Source organism: Microcoleus sp. N9_B4, assembly GCF_036701635.1.
Classification (GTDB): domain Bacteria; phylum Cyanobacteriota; class Cyanobacteriia; order Cyanobacteriales; family Microcoleaceae; genus Microcoleus.
On sequence record NZ_JAUBRC010000037.1, the window covers coordinates 811 to 15,831 of the forward strand.

The window sequence follows — 15,021 nt, forward strand, 5'->3', positions numbered from 1 at the left end:
TAGAAATTGACCCCAAATTCCACTTTGCCTGGAACAACCTGGGCAATACCCTAAATGATTTGGGCCGCTACACAGAGGCGATCGCAGCCTTGGAGAAAGCCTTAGAAATTGACCCCAAATTCCACTTTGCCTGGAACAACCTGGGCAATACCCTAAATGATTTGGGCCGCTACACAGAGTCGATCGCAGCCTTCGATAAAGCCTTAGAAATTACAGGCGATCAATTGTGGGAAGCTTGGGCCAATCGAGGTTCGGCATTTTTCAACTCCGGGCGCTACAGTGAAGCTATTCAAAACTGGAATGAAGGCTTGGAGAAATCTCAGCCCAGCAACCGCGACTATCGCCTCGCTTGTGGCAATTTGCACAAGGAAAAAGGCAAAGCACACTACGAACACGGTAAACAAACATTCACTTATTTTGAATCTTTCCACAAAGCCAAATCCAGCTACGAACAAGCCCGCGAATTCTTGAGATCGCCCCTCATCCCAGAAACTTATTTAGAAGTAATGCAAGGCTTAATTACCGTCTGCCGCAGCTTGGGAGATGCCAAAACCAGCGAGTACCTTAACGAAGCTACTATCCTGCTAGAACAATTAATTTTAGACAATGAAACTCACCCCGAAATCCAACTGCGACTCCAGCGCAAATTTGCCGGACTTTACCAACTAGAAGTCGATATCCTCGTCGACTCGGGCGACAAGGTAAATGCACTGGAAAAAGCCGAATCGCGGAAAAACTTTTGCCTGCAATGGATGCGCGCCGCTTCGCAAAACCGCACCGAAAGCCCGACTTATCCCCAAATCCGAGACTTACTGGCAAACACCACTGAAACGGCGATTATTTACTGGCATCTGAGCCCAGTTTCCCTGACTGCTTTTATCATTACCCTAGAAAAGTTTGAAGTTATTTCCACACCTCTGTGCGACTTATTCCCAAAGGACAACAGTCAGAGTTTAGAAAAATGGCTGAAAAACTGGAAAACCAGCTATCAAAATTACGGCAAAACTACCAACAAACAGCAAAGCAAAGAATCCCATCCCTGGCGCGAGTCAATGACAGCGCAATTGCAACAACTCGCTGACATCCTCAAAATTCCCGAAATTTGTACGCACCTCACCAATATCCAACACTTAATCTTAATTCCCCACCGCGACTTGCACCTGCTGCCACTGCACTTTTTATTCTCCGATAATCTTTTCACTATCACTTATCTGCCCAGTATCCAAGTTGGGATAGACAGACTAGACAGACAACCCTCACCTTCAATGTCTCTGCTGTTGGTAGAAAGCCCCGATCCATTACTTTTTGCTGAAATAGAAGCGCCCGCGATCGCAAATTTTCACCTTAATTGCAATACCATCTCCAGTTCACAAGCTACCACAGGTAATCTTAAAGAAGCTCTGCAACAAGCTGCTGACATATTCCATTTTACAGGTCACGCCTACCACAACACAAAACAGCCGTCCCAGTCAGCGTTAATCCTGAAAAACCAACAGCCTCTAACTTCAGAAGAAATCGCCAAATTCGATTTGAAAAGCTATTATCTAGTCTGCCTTTCCGCTTGCGAAACTGGCATAACAGGAAAAGAAGAACTGATAGATGAATTTGTCGGTTTAGCCAGCAGCTTTTTAGCTGCGGGTGCTGTTTACGCCCTCAGCACTCTCTGGATAGTTGATGAGATATCTAGCGCTTTAATGATGATTCGATTCTATCAAATTCTCAACGAACAGCGTTGCCAAAATAAGTTGCATCCGGCACTAGCCCTCAAAGAAGCGCAAAAATGGCTCCGAACTATTACTTACAGCGAACTCTCCAAATGGTATCTGGAATTGTCTGAAGTAACAAAACACAATTCCCGTTGCAGTCAAGATTTGAGAGACCAAGCTGACCGAATCGGCAGACGTGATGCTAAAATGGGATCTGACAAACCTCCTTATGCCGATCTCTACCACTGGGCAGGTTTCACGATTACTGGTAAAGTTAATCCCTAACTTCCAAACCATCGACTCTTATGAAAGAAACAGATATTATGAGGCTGCAAGCCCTTGGCGCTGCTTTAGCTAAACTTGATTCATCTGTCCAGCTTGGCGAGTTGGAAGAGAATATAAGTCTTGAGATATTGGCTTTAGAAAAATTAGCACAACAAAACAACACTCTGAACGAAATTTACAGAACAGAACGCCTCGACTTACAAGATCAGTACGAAGCAAAATCAAAAGACAAACGCTACCAGCCGACAAGTGACAGCATTTACAGCACCGACGCTATAAGTTTAAGCCCTTCCTTTCCTCAGTCGCCTGAAGAAATGGAAAATCCCTCTGAAATAGCTAAAGCCTTTGACAATTTAATTGCATCTTTTAATAAAGTCAAAAGCCTGTACGCGGTTGAAAACCCTATAGAAAGTTTTCAAATCATCATGGAACAAGAAGCGATCGCACCTTTGATTCTGGAAGGTTACGATCGCATTCGAGCGCTATTTCCTACGGAAAGATTAGGCTTGGAAGTGAAAACCGATCCAGAAATTGCCAACTGGCGATCGCTGTGGATAACCATCTACACCAAACTCGAAGTCGATGAAGCTTTTGCAAAGTTAAAAAATCTCGATCGCACTTGGTGGCTAGACGCGAGTCTTGTCATTCCTAACAATATACTAAACATTGATTTGGGGTGGGAATGAAATTCAATTGGGAGGAATACTTTAATTTAGCAAAAGAGCTAGCTGGAACCACTGAAGAAGCAAAATTGCGTTCTGCTGTAAGTAGAGCTTACTATTCTGTGTTTTGCCTAGCACGGAATTACTTGCGCGACATTCAACAAGATCCCAGACTCTCGCGCAATAAAACTTATGATATCAATGACCATCAATATGTAGCTGAAGAATTTATTCACAATCAATCAAAATCCCAGCCAATGATAGAGATAGGCAAAGATTTAACTCGCTTGAGAAAAATGAGGAATAAAGCTGATTATGAAGATACTATGTTTAACTTACAAAGAGAAGCGAGAAATGCGTTAGTGCTAGCTGAGAATATTATTTCAGCGTTAAGTAACTTAACCGAATAATCCCAGAAATGGGAATCGATCGCAATAAACTTTAATGGCAACTCCTGCAAAAACCCGGTTTCTTGAAGAAACCGGGCTTTTTAAGAAAATTACCTAACTTTTACCGTTACCATTCCCATTGCCGCCAGTCGTTAGCAAAACCCGCTTAGCTAAAGGTTCCGGCACTTCTTGCAGTCGATCGAACTCCCAATTAAAAAATCCGACTCCCATTGTCTGCGATCGCAATTCTACGATCAAATTCTGCATTTCGGCGATCGGCAAATAAGCAGAAACTGCATCCCATCCCTTCCAGTTTTGTTTACCTTCATAGCCGAGAATTTGGCCGCGGTGTCCGCTGACCAACTGCAACACCTTTGATGTACACTCGTTCGGAGCGCAAATTTCAACTTTGGCGATCGGCTCCAGCAATGCCGGTTCGCACTTGGCCATTCCCTCCTGCATCGCCAAACGCGCCGCTTGCTTGAAAGCTTGTTCGGAACTGTCCACAGAATGGTAGGAACCGTTCGTCAGCGTCACCGCTACGTCTACCACCGGGAAACCCAGCGGGCCGCGATCCAAATACTCGCGCACTCCCACTTCCACGCCGGGAATGTACTGTTTTGGAACAACTCCGCCGACTATTTTGTCGGTGAAATTGAAACCTTCTCCGCGCGGCTGCGGTGCGATATCGAGGTACACGTCGCCGAATTGTCCGTGTCCGCCGCTTTGGTGTTTGTAGCGCCCGTGGATGGAAGATGCAGGTTTGCGGATGGTTTCTTTGTACGGCACTTGCGGTAAGTGAGTTACCATCGGCAAGTTATACTTGCGGCGCAACCTGTCTAAGGCTACTTTCAGGTGGATTTCGCCTTGACCCCAAAGTATAATTTCGTGAGTGTCGCCGTGCTGTTGCCAGACTAAAGATGGGTCTTCTTCTAGCAATTTAGCTAAAGCGGAGCTCAGCTTGACTTCATCGTTGCGCTTTTCTGGGACGATCGCCAGTGCGTAGACAGGCGGGATGATTTCGGCTTTTGGCAATTCTTCCTCCGAACCCAGCGTATCGCCTGTTTTCAAGCCTTCTAGCCTTCCCACAGCCACAATTTCCCCGGCGCTGACAGACTGCAAACTTTGCGTTTGCTGGCCGGTCAAGCGGTACAAACCGTTAACTCGAACGCCGTTCAAATTTGCTCCGTCTGCCAGCGTCCCCCGCCATATTCTCACTAACGATAGTTTGCCTCCCTGCGGCGTGTAATAGGTTTTGAGGATTTGAGCCAGAACTTTGTTTTCACTTTGTATAATGCTGCGGCGATCGGCTGTAGTTTCCGGTGTCGGCGCTTCCCTCAGCAAAGCTTCCAGCAGAGGCCGCACGCCGAAATCTTGTTCGGCGATGCCGATGAATACTGGCACAATTAAATCTGCGCCTAATTCCATCTTTAAATCGCGGGTAATTTCTTCGGCGTCGGGATTGATTTCTTCGAGCAATTCTTCGAGTAAATGGTCGTCAAAATTCGCCAATTCTTCGAGCATAAGCTGCCGCGCTGCGCTTTCTTCTGCTTTGAGGTGTTCTGGAAGCGGGACGGGATCTGCGGCGGCGCCCGGATGGTAGTGGTAAGCTTGTTCGGTTACTAGGTCGATAAAACCGATGATTTGTTCGTTTTTGCCGATCGGATATTGGTGAGGTACGATCGGTCTACTGGAAACGGATTTGAGCGCGTCGATCACCTCGGTGAAGTTGGTGCCACAAGTAGTTTCGTCTGTGTAAGCTCGATCGATCTTGTTGATGAAAACTAGGTGGGGAATTTCCCAATCATCGAGGAATTTAAACAGGGGTGCGAGGGTTAAAGTGCGATCGGCAACCGGTTCGCAAACTATTATCGCCGCATCCACACCAATCAGCGCATTGTAAGTTTCTTGGGCAAATTCTACCGAGCCCGGACAGTCGAGAAATGTGAAGCGGACGCCTTGATATTCAGCGGTGGCGGCGTTTACTTCTACGCTCATTTGGCGATCGCGTGCTTCCGGCGAACTATCACCTATTGTGTTGCCATCCTTGACATTTCCTTTGCGGGTAATTGTCCCTGTCACCGACAGCAAACTTTCGAGCAGTGCGGTTTTACCGCTTAAATAAGGGCCAACAATTGCAACGTTTCGCGTGGCCCCAATGACTTTTTCGTTCATATTCCCTCCAACAGAAAACTTGTTTTCCATTGCTCTTGGTGCAATCAGTTCTCTATCATTTTCTAGAGTTTTTCTAGGTTAATTTTTATTGCAGTTTCGAGCAATTTCATATTTTGGTATGATTCTATACTTTTGACGGTAGCGTGTTTTGAGGGACGCAAACACAAATTGTATTTTTTCTTAATACTTTTAATTTTCAACCGCAGATGAACGCAGATGAACGCAGATAAAACTCTCGTTCCCAGGCTCTGCCTGAGAACGCATTTCTAGAGGCTCTGCCTCGATTTTAGCTGTTTTTTGTGTCTAATTTCTCAGCAGTCGCAAACCGCTTAATGTTACTATTACGGTGGAGCCTTCGTGACCGATGACACCTAAAGGCATGGTGATATTTCCGAAAAAATTAGCCGCCAACAACATGACAATGCAACTGAGTGCAAAAACAATGTTTTGTTTGACAACATTTTGAGCGCGGCGGCCTAAACTAATTGCTTTAGCTAGTTGCTCTAACTTATCTGCCATTAATACGATATCAGCAGTTTCTAAAGCAACATCGCTGCCGGAAATTCCCATCGCAATGCCGACGGAAGCTTGAGCTAGGGCGGGGGCGTCGTTGATGCCGTCTCCTACCATTGCTACAGTTTGATACTGGGTTTGCAGTTGTTTAATTGCCTGCACTTTGTCTTCTGGCAAAAGTTCGGCGTACACTTCTTTGATGCCTAATTGACGGGCGATGTGTTGAGCTGTTTGCTCGTTGTCGCCGGTTAGCATAATTATATGTTCTATGCCTAATTTTTGCAAGCGTTTTACCATTGCTGCTGCTTCGGGGCGGAGGGTATCTGCTACTGCAATGATTCCCAAAAGTTGAGCGCCCTTTGCCACCCAAACAACTGTTTTACCTTCGGCTTGCAACTGCTGGCTGATTTGAGTCAATTCGGAAGTTGCTTGGACAAAATTGGCTTTACCAATGGCAATGATTTGATTGTTGACTTTGCCGACTATTCCTTGGCCGATTTTTGCTTGTACGTCGGTAGCGGTTGACAATTGTAACTGTTGCTGCTGGGCGGCGCTGACAATTGAAGAGGCGATCGCGTGTTCGGAATGAGCTTCTAGGGCAGCAGCCAATTGCAGAACTTCTGTTTCAGTATATCCGGCTGCTGGTACAATTTGGATAACTTCGGGTTTTCCCGTGGTGAGAGTTCCGGTTTTGTCAAAGGCGATCGCCCTGACTTTACCAATCATCTCTAATTGCGCGCCACTTTTAAACAAAATCCCCTGTCTCGCCCCGTTAGCAATTCCCGAAAGCAGCGCGGGCATAATCGAAGCCATCAGCGCGCAGGGCGATGCGACTACTAGGAAAATCAGCGCCCGATAGATTGTCTCTTCCCAATTCCAGCCTAAAACAAAGGGCGGCAAAGTTGCGAGAAGCAAGCCTAAACCGACAATTAATTTAGCATAACCGCGCTCGAATTTTTCCACAAACATTTGAGAAGGCGGCGCTGCTGTTTGCGCTTCTTGGACTAGCCGAATCACTCGCTGAATCAAGCTGCTTTCTGGAGTTTTATGCACTTCGAGTTTCAGCGCGCCGACACCGTTAATTGTACCTGCATAGACTTCATCGCCGCTGGTTTTTTCCACGGGCATCGATTCGCCGGTAATCGAGGCTTGATCGATCGCGCTGTAGCCTTCAATAATTATGGCATCTGTGGGGATGATTTCTCCTGGCTTGACTAAAATGTAATCGCCAATTTCCAATTTGTCGATCGCAACTTCCCGTTCCCCGCCGTACATTACCACCCTAGCAGTATCCGCCGTCAAACTCATCAAACTGCGGATGCTGCGTTCAGTCCGCTGCATAGCATAACCTTCCAGGGCGCCGCTAATTGCAAAGATTAAAATCAACACCGCACCGTCAACAATTAAATGATATTCTTGCCGCCATAGCCCCAAACCGGCCGCGCCCAAAGCAGCGACAATCATTAACAAATCTACATCTAATTCGCGTTCTTGAAAAAGCGTAGTTAAGCCTTCGCGGGTACTGGAATAGCCGCCGATAACATAAGCTGCGGGTAAGATTAACACGGCTACACCCAGCCAGCCGAGTTGCAGGGCTAGGGAACCCAAGATTACTAGAATTCCGCACAGGGCGGCAGTCACAGCGTCTGGATGTTCTTCTGCTAACTGGGAGATGCGAGAAATTGACAAAGAATTAGAAGTCATTTGTAAAGCTTGATTTGGTAGAATGACTCTTTTAGCCTAAACCTTGACATTAGTGTCAATGTCAAGAGTGAAACTAAAATAAATCCAGCATCAACTCGCCTCTCGTTGAGTACCAGAGTCAGACAGTCCGACAGGGAATGAATTCCCTGTCTCATAGCGCAAGTCCTCTGAAAGAGGACTGAAGATGGCTGAGAATTGAATTTAATGTTTTAGTCGGTTAAAACCGACTTCTGCTATGAGACGGGGATTTCAATCCCCGGCGGACTGTGGGTGAATGCGTGGGAATTGATTCACTCCTAGGACTGCGGGTGAATTCGAGAACCCAATATACAGTCCCAAAATTCCCAAAATTCAATGCAACAAGAATACCTGACAATCAAACAACTTACAGAAGCGGTAAAAGGCACAATTACCCCTCGGATGGTGCGACATTATCACGCTTTGGGGCTGCTATCTCCGGCGGTGCGATCGACTTCTAACTACAGATTGTATACCCGCAGCGATGTGCAAAGGCTGCAAAGAATAGTCGCACTCAAGCAGCAAGGCTTTCAACTGTCTCACATCCGCAAACTGTTAGAAACTGACGCGGATGCTTCTCCTGACGCGCTGATGGCGACTCTGCAACGGCAATATCTGTCGGTAATTCAGCAAATTGTTCGCCTCAGAGAAACGGCTTCGGCGCTGGAAGGATTGCTGGGGCGGGATATTTCCTGTCAAGCGGTGCAAGCGGACGCACTGGCGCAATTAAGGCTGTTGCAGGCGGAAACTGAGGGGGGGTTGGATGAGTGGGAACAACTTTGGGAGGGTTGGGATGCGGGGGCGCACACTCACCCGGAGGAGTTTGGGGAGTCGTTGCAGCATTTGTTGCCGGATTTGGCCGATCGCTCGGAAATTGAGGTAGACTTGCTTTCTAAACTGGTGTTAGCCTGCGGAGATTGTTCGCTGCTGCCGTTTGTGAAGTTGAGCGCAACGGCGATTCAATCGGCGCGGGAAGCTTTGAAAAATCAGTGTCAAATTGTGGCTGATGTGCCGCCTGTTTTTGCGGCTTTGGATGGGACTAGATTGGCGCATTTGGGAACAAGTATTGCAACTTTAATTGATGACCCGCACATCAATGCTGCGGCGGAAGCGGAACAGGAATTCTGGCGGCAGGGTGAGTGGTTTGAAAAGTTGTTGAAACTGGAAAAAGGATGTATATTGGTGATAGGATATGCGCCGTCTGTGCTGATGGCGGTTTGCGAGGCGATCGAGTGTGGGCAATTGCAACCGGCTTTGGTAATTGGAATGCCGATCGGTTTTAGTCATTCTCCGGTGGCGAAACGGCGGTTAGTGCGATCGGGCGTTGCTTATATTACGACTGTGGGAACTTTTGGCGGCGGATTGTTGGCGGCGGTTGCTTTGAATGCTTTGGTTGAGTCTTTGATTGAAAAGCCGAATTGTCACTGTCATCTTAAGTGAAGATGGGATTTAGGTTAATTGCGGCCTGAGCGTTACATGGCTTTACCTGACAAAATTATTGTTTCAATCCCTGATAGGGGTTTAGGTTAATTGCGGCTCGCCTTTTTCTTGCAGAGTTCCAAAAGTTCCAGGTTTCAATCCCTGATAGGGGTTTAGGTTAATTGCGGCCCAAAATAAAGGTGTTACCAGAAGGCTCTGTTTTTTCGTTTCAATCCCTGATAGGGGTTTAGGTTAATTGCGGCCTCCATCAAAGTTGGCTGTCATGCCTTTAATCAGCAGTTTCAATCCCTGATAGGGGTTTAGGTTAATTGCGGCTTAAGTCATAAAGCATCGATTGCCCATGCCCTTTAACTGTTTCAATCCCTGATAGGGGTTTAGGTTAATTGCGGCATTAATAGGTCTAGTAAGAGCTTTTTCTATTTGGTTTCAATCCCTGATAGGGGTTTAGGTTAATTGCGGCGTTCTACTATGAAGTCAGGTAGTTCTATTTGATGTTTCAATCCCTGATAGGGGTTTAGGTTAATTGCGGCATTGACTACATTATTGCTAAAGTTCTGCTAAAAGTTTCAATCCCTGATAGGGGTTTAGGTTAATTGCGGCAGCAGTTGTCGGGTCGCAATTCCCAGACATCGACACGTTTCAATCCCTGATAGGGGTTTAGGTTAATTGCGGCTTTGTCGCCGGGGGAGTAAGGGCAGTTGAGAAGTCCGGCGTTTCAATCCCTGATAGGGGTTTAGGTTAATTGCGGCAAAATGCCGGGGAGCTATCTCCGAGAGCTTAAAGTTTCAATCCCTGATAGGGGTTTAGGTTAATTGCGGCGGTTATCACCCCTCATCAGCATATGTACTCAAAGTTTCAATCCCTGATAGGGGTTTAGGTTAATTGCGGCTCGTCTTCTTCCGTCTCTAGTTCATCGTCTTCTTCATTCATGTTTCAATCCCTGATAGGGGTTTAGGTTAATTGCGGCTCTAATAGTGTCAGGAGATGTAGGCATTAAATCAAGGTTTCAATCCCTGATAGGGGTTTAGGTTAATTGCGGCGCTAAAAGGAAGTGTTGACTTGGCGAATTCTATTAAAGTTTCAATCCCTGATAGGGGTTTAGGTTAATTGCGGCACAGACTCACGATGAACTATATAGCTACCATGAAGGTTTCAATCCCTGATAGGGGTTTAGGTTAATTGCGGCTGCAAAATTAGAAGGGCTAGCCCATACAGCTTGTGTTTCAATCCCTGATAGGGGTTTAGGTTAATTGCGGCGCTAGCGGCTTAGATTCTTTGTCAGGTAAAAATTCTAGTTTCAATCCCTGATAGGGGTTTAGGTTAATTGCGGCAAGATGAAGAAACTGGAAAACCACTCAAAGCTTCAGTTTCAATCCCTGATAGGGGTTTAGGTTAATTGCGGCGTTGCCGGCTCCGTGCAAACACCGGCGAAAGCTGTAGTTTCAATCCCTGATAGGGGTTTAGGTTAATTGCGGCCACGGACGTTAAGTATTGCGATCGTCCGGATGAAGGTTTCAATCCCTGATAGGGGTTTAGGTTAATTGCGGCTCTTCCCTCAAAAGCTGATTTTGCTCTTCCTCAATGCTAAGTTTCAATCCCTGATAGGGGTTTAGGTTAATTGCGGCTGCCCGTTCCAGAAGCTTTGCTGTATTTGGTTTTCAACGTTCATTTGCGTCTGCATAAAACAAAAGTACCATTTCAGCCTTCGACTTGTCAATACCCAACTTTTCAGATAGCCCTCAAACCCTTGTCCCGCATAGATTTCAGCGATTGCGTCTACCCTTTTATTGCTTGAAGTGCCTCTAACCGTTACAGGATCTACATTATAGCCCCCAAAATTAACACCTCGATTTTTACACCTACGCATAGACGCATTTTCAACCCAAAAACAGACATCAACCCGATCACCACTTGCCCAAAGCCCCCCAAACAGTACCCGAAACCACGCCCCAAATCGCCCCCAAACCAGCCCCCACGATCGCCCCCGCCACAGGCCCCAACTCCACCGGCACCCCAGCGCTAACAGCCGGAAACATCGCAGACACCGCCGCCCCCAACACAGTACCCGCAAAAGTCCCCAAAAAACTGCCCCAAATCGCCCCCAAACTCCCACCATTGACACCCGAAGGCTGAAACGAAATCGGCAACTTCGGCGCAAACCCGCACAAACCCAACAAACCCCCAGAAACCACACCTCCAACAGAACCCACACCAGCCGCCACGATCGCCACACCCAGCAACAAACCCGCAAACTCATTCACCGGCCGCATCTGGACACCGTATTGCTGCCAAACCACCAGCCCCGCCCCCAAAAAAACACCAGCCAGAGTCCCCACAAACGAGCCCCAGACGGCCCCCAAATACCCTCCCCGCCGGCCCCACACCCTCCCCACTGGCAGCGCCAGAGGAGGCTGAAAAGTTGCCCAAACACAGCCCCAGATAGCACCAACCACCGCCCCAGCCAAAATCCTCTCCCCGATCCCCGGAGTGCTATTAATCGCGCCAAACACCGCACCGCCGATCGCCGCCAACAAAAAAGCCCCCCAAGACGCCCCCACCAAAACACCGCCCCACTTCCGCCAAATCTGATTCGGCGGCAAAGTAAAAACCCCCCACATCACCCCAAAAAAACAGCCCCAAATCGAACCAACAAAAATCGCCCCCAAAATAGCACCGCCACCCTCAGCTATTGCCGAATAAATCCCCCCGATCGCCGCCAAACACAAACTACCCCAAACACCTCCCCAAGCAGCATCCTGAAAAATGCGCTCAAACTTGCCCACGGGAAGCTGAGGCGCAGGAGTCCGACTCCGAGAAGACATCGGCATCGGTAGCAACGGCACTGCGTACTGGCCCAGGGGGCGTGGCAGCCCCGTGGCGGGCTGTTGCCGGCGCATTGCGGGCTTGGGCACGACAGGCGGTGGTTGGGGCTTTTTACGCTTGGTTTTCGCGGGCTGCAAGTGCAATCCGTGGCTGATTGCTTGCCGCGAAGGAAACGGATCGCGCCCTTTCAGGAGTTTTGCCCGATCGCACCAAGGGCACCGACTGAGATGATTTCCGTATTTATGCTGACTGTTTTTGCTGCAAGTAACTAAAGCATCTTCCGCTTCCCGAATCGCATTCACCCAAGTTTTCGCATCCGGGCGCGCCGCAGGATTGCCGTGTCCTTCCTCAAAACAGCGGATAAACATCTGCCGCAGTCGCGGATGCAGCATCTCAAAAGGAGGCGCAGCGGGCATCGGGCGGTAGGGAATCCGTTTCGTACCTGTGGGGAAATGACCCGATCGAATTCTCGCTTCCAAAGGCGGCGGTTCATCGCTACCGAGATAAACTCCCGAAAACGGATGCGTACCTTCCATCAGCAATTGAAAAATTAATACAGCTAAACCGAACAAATCGTGCTCTGGAGATCGATCGATATCGCGGAAAGTCTGGCCCTGCAACTCCGGCGGCGTAAACTCTGGTTTCCCCACGGGACACCGATAAACGTAACCCGTATAAGGATCGCGGACTTGAAACGAATCCGTGTCTACCAGCGTTACCAACGCCGTATCCGTCACGAGAATGTTCGACTCGTTTACGTCCCCGATGACGTAACCCCTGACGTGGAGGGCGTTTACAGCCGAGGCGAGATTTCTGGCGGTACGGTGGAGATAAAGATAGCTAAATAGCGGTTTTTGTTCGCGCCTGGTTTTGGGTGTGTAGAAAGTGTGTACCGGCATCACTTTGTTGACGCGCGGCATCACAAAACCGACGATTTTTTCTCGCCCGCCCACAGTATGCAGCAAATCGATCGGCCAAGCAATCGAAGCGTGCCCGGGTTCCGCGATCGGCGCATCCGGCGGCATACTGAACATGACTGTGAGTTTGTCGCCGTCTTCGTCTGTCGGTTTGTGGTAGATTTTTGCTACAAGGGACGAGTCTTGGGCGATCGGGTAGATGCGACCTTCACCCCCACTGGCGATCGCGGTTTTGGTGTCGATCGCAATCAGTTGTCCGCTAAATTGGCGCTGCAACTGCATAGAATTCGCTTAGGGTATGGGGGCATCAATCGATTTTAGATTTTAGATTTTAGATTTTAGATTTTAGAACTTACCCCACTGATAAACCCGTAATTCTATTTTATTGTGGGGAGTAGGGGTTGGGCAGGAGAGCCCGCCCTGGAAAATTCAGCAACAGGCTACGAGGGCCTGTTCCACGATAATTCTATTTTATTGTGGGTTGGGCAGGAGAGCCCGCCCTGGAAAACTCAGCAACAGGCTACGAGGGCCTGTTCCACAATAGTTCAATTTTGCAGTTGTGCTTACAATTCATTGGGATCGATGCCCATTTCTCGGAGTCTTGCTTCCAAAGCTTGCGATCGCGATCGTTCTTGTTCCAGCAGCATTTCTGCCTGTTCGGCCCGCGCCTCGGCTTGCTGGATCAGTCGATCGAGTTCCACAAAACTCCTAAACGGTTCTCCAGAGGGCCCGAACATTTCGAGTCCTGTTTCTGATAATTGAAACCGCACTCCCAGTCTCGGACTTACCCAACCATCAATTTGTTCGATCGGTTCTAATTTTCCCTCAGCCCGCAACCATCCTATCAGTTCCAATTTTTCTGGATCGTACAAATAGTATTCTTCCACACCATAGCGTTCGTAAAATTGAAATTTTTGCATCATCGGAGTCAGACGATTTCCCCGCGACCAAATTTCAAATGCGACTTGTGGCGCAATATCATTTTCATACCACTGTTGATAGGAACCTCGATATCCTTTGGGGATGCCAAAAACTGCCATTACATCTGGTGCTTGAGACAGTTTGTTATTGCCTTCCACCGGATACCAAAGCAAGTCACCTGCTACGAAAACATTCGGGTCAGCGGCAAACAGCAATTCTAAGTTTTCTTTAATCCAAACAATTAATCGAAACTGATCCGTATTGTTTGACATCGGTTCGCCGTTATCGTCGGGGTAGATGATATTTGATTTTTCGGGAGATTGCAGTTGTGTAACCATTGCTGTTTCCCCAATTTTTTTGACAAGTTGATTTTATTTTAGTCGATCGCCTGTTTCCTCTTCCAGTTCGTCAACTGCGGTTTGGATAAAGTTATCCACCAACCAGTCGCGGGTACGCGAGAAATTGCTTCTCAACTCCAGGTACTGACTGCCTAGTTTTGCTTTAAAGTCTTTGGGGAAAATCTCTTTGGTCACTAACATATTTTTCCAGCAAGTTAGCTGGCTGGCGTTGCGTTCGGGAAAGCGGTTGTACAAATAGTCGATCGCGATCGCATCTAGAATATCCGCACCCAGGATTTCCCGCCGTTTTACCTCGTTTTCCAGCGCAACTTGTCGTCGCTGAGTTAGAACCCCATGCTGGCTAACATTTGGTTCAATCAAGTGCTGAATCAGCCAGTTACCCCCACGAAAAAAATCCCTATCAAACTCCAAGTAAATCGCGCCAAACAAAGCTTCACAAGTCTCTGACAAAATTCTATTGTACTCGCTTTCTTCTGTTTCTTTTCCATTCGAGACTCGCCAACTGATCTCGTTTAATTTCAGATTTTGTGCAAAATCCGCAAGTTTTTTCGGATCTGCTAAACGAGCTTTTAAGGTTGAGATAGCATCGGGATCGAGTTCTGGATATTCGCGGTAAAGGTAATCTGTCACAACAGCACCGAAAATCGCTCCCCCTAAGAGTGACAGCCGTTTGTACTTAACCTCTTGCCAAGCGGGAGACTCCTCCGGGCGATCGGAGTAATAGCTGGTAGAGTAACTGCAATTTAAGGCGATTTCCAGCAGTTTTGTCTGCTGAAAGCTGGGAATGTCGATCGCTGCTTTGACTGCTTCAATATCTACACTTTTATGTTTAATTCGCTCTAATTCTTCTTCACATTTACCCCACTTTTCCAACCAATCACCGCCCGCATCTTCAACATACAAATCTACAAAATCTACCCCGTAATTCATCCATTCATCCTGCATTTTTCTGGCTGCTTCCAGTTCTTCCCAGACTTTTTGCAAGTTATTTTCAACGATGCTCGTACCTTGTACAGTCATAGTATTTGATTTTGATGTAATTTGATTTTATTTCCAACAATTCCACCGCGATTTAATCAAATCTCAATTCAATTTAGGCAGAGTTGCTA

At 47.6% G+C, this 15,021-nt stretch carries 9 protein-coding genes and 1 CRISPR repeat array; of the genes, 4 read left to right on the forward strand and 5 right to left on the reverse strand.

Features of this window, described 5'->3' with window-relative positions; translation table 11 throughout:
- From QUA43_RS22160 to QUA43_RS22170, 3 genes are all read left to right on the forward strand, one after another.
- A partial coding sequence (locus QUA43_RS22160) for a CHAT domain-containing protein (RefSeq protein WP_333376544.1) occupies positions 1-1,991 on the forward strand: 1,991 nt, incomplete at its 5' end.
- A gap of 20 nt (positions 1,992-2,011) precedes the next feature.
- The gene (locus tag QUA43_RS22165) at positions 2,012-2,677 is read left to right on the forward strand and encodes a hypothetical protein (RefSeq protein ID WP_333376546.1); all 666 of its coding nucleotides are present in this window, start codon (positions 2,012-2,014) and stop codon (positions 2,675-2,677) included.
- The gene (locus tag QUA43_RS22170; protein WP_333376548.1) at positions 2,674-3,063 is read left to right on the forward strand and encodes a HEPN domain-containing protein; all 390 of its coding nucleotides are present in this window, start codon (positions 2,674-2,676) and stop codon (positions 3,061-3,063) included. The genes QUA43_RS22165 and QUA43_RS22170 overlap by 4 nt, the downstream gene beginning before the upstream one ends.
- 93 nt (positions 3,064-3,156) lie before the next feature.
- On the opposite strand, the gene QUA43_RS22175 is transcribed toward QUA43_RS22170, so the two are convergent.
- On the reverse strand, positions 3,157-5,217 hold the full coding sequence (locus tag QUA43_RS22175; protein ID WP_333376549.1) for an elongation factor G: 2,061 nt from the start codon (positions 5,215-5,217) through the stop codon (positions 3,157-3,159).
- Between the two features lie 303 nt (positions 5,218-5,520).
- Positions 5,521-7,434 (reverse strand): heavy metal translocating P-type ATPase, encoded by a 1,914-nt coding sequence (locus tag QUA43_RS22180; RefSeq protein ID WP_333376550.1) that lies wholly within the window; start codon positions 7,432-7,434, stop codon positions 5,521-5,523.
- Positions 7,435-7,788: 354 nt separating this feature from the next.
- Here QUA43_RS22180 and QUA43_RS30935 point away from each other — a divergent pair, with 354 nt between their 5' ends.
- Positions 7,789-8,892, forward strand: a complete 1,104-nt coding sequence (locus tag QUA43_RS30935; RefSeq protein ID WP_445301993.1) for a precorrin-8X methylmutase — start codon at positions 7,789-7,791, stop codon at positions 8,890-8,892.
- A 60-nt stretch (positions 8,893-8,952) separates the two neighbouring features.
- Positions 8,953-10,517: a CRISPR direct-repeat array (repeat unit 37 nt; unit sequence GTTTCAATCCCTGATAGGGGTTTAGGTTAATTGCGGC).
- Between the two features lie 279 nt (positions 10,518-10,796).
- Here QUA43_RS30935 and QUA43_RS22190 read toward each other — a convergent pair.
- The 3 genes from QUA43_RS22190 to QUA43_RS22200 form a co-directional block, all read right to left on the reverse strand.
- The gene (locus QUA43_RS22190; protein WP_333376554.1) at positions 10,797-12,914 is read right to left on the reverse strand and encodes a DNA-binding protein; all 2,118 of its coding nucleotides are present in this window, start codon (positions 12,912-12,914) and stop codon (positions 10,797-10,799) included.
- A gap of 281 nt (positions 12,915-13,195) precedes the next feature.
- Entirely contained in the window at positions 13,196-13,891 is a 696-nt protein-coding gene (locus tag QUA43_RS22195) for a Uma2 family endonuclease (protein ID WP_333376556.1), read from the reverse strand.
- A gap of 33 nt (positions 13,892-13,924) precedes the next feature.
- Positions 13,925-14,932, reverse strand: coding sequence for a ribonuclease III domain-containing protein (locus tag QUA43_RS22200; protein ID WP_333376558.1), 1,008 nt, complete (start codon positions 14,930-14,932; stop codon positions 13,925-13,927).
- Positions 14,933-15,021 lie beyond the last annotated feature (89 nt).

What these genes read in the sequence shown, in the direction of transcription:
- QUA43_RS22175 (WP_333376549.1), bottom strand. Translation starts at nt 5,217, where the DNA reads ATGAACGAAAAAGTCATTGGGGCCACGCGAAACGTTGCAATTGTTGGC.
- QUA43_RS30935 (WP_445301993.1), top strand. Translation starts at nt 7,789, where the DNA reads ATGCAACAAGAATACCTGACAATCAAACAACTTACAGAAGCGGTAAAA.
- QUA43_RS22165 (WP_333376546.1), top strand. Translation starts at nt 2,012, where the DNA reads ATGAAAGAAACAGATATTATGAGGCTGCAAGCCCTTGGCGCTGCTTTA.
- QUA43_RS22180 (WP_333376550.1), bottom strand. Translation starts at nt 7,434, where the DNA reads ATGACTTCTAATTCTTTGTCAATTTCTCGCATCTCCCAGTTAGCAGAA.
- QUA43_RS22170 (WP_333376548.1), top strand. Translation starts at nt 2,674, where the DNA reads ATGAAATTCAATTGGGAGGAATACTTTAATTTAGCAAAAGAGCTAGCT.
- QUA43_RS22190 (WP_333376554.1), bottom strand. Translation starts at nt 12,914, where the DNA reads ATGCAGTTGCAGCGCCAATTTAGCGGACAACTGATTGCGATCGACACC.
- QUA43_RS22200 (WP_333376558.1), bottom strand. Translation starts at nt 14,932, where the DNA reads ATGACTGTACAAGGTACGAGCATCGTTGAAAATAACTTGCAAAAAGTC.
- QUA43_RS22195 (WP_333376556.1), bottom strand. Translation starts at nt 13,891, where the DNA reads ATGGTTACACAACTGCAATCTCCCGAAAAATCAAATATCATCTACCCC.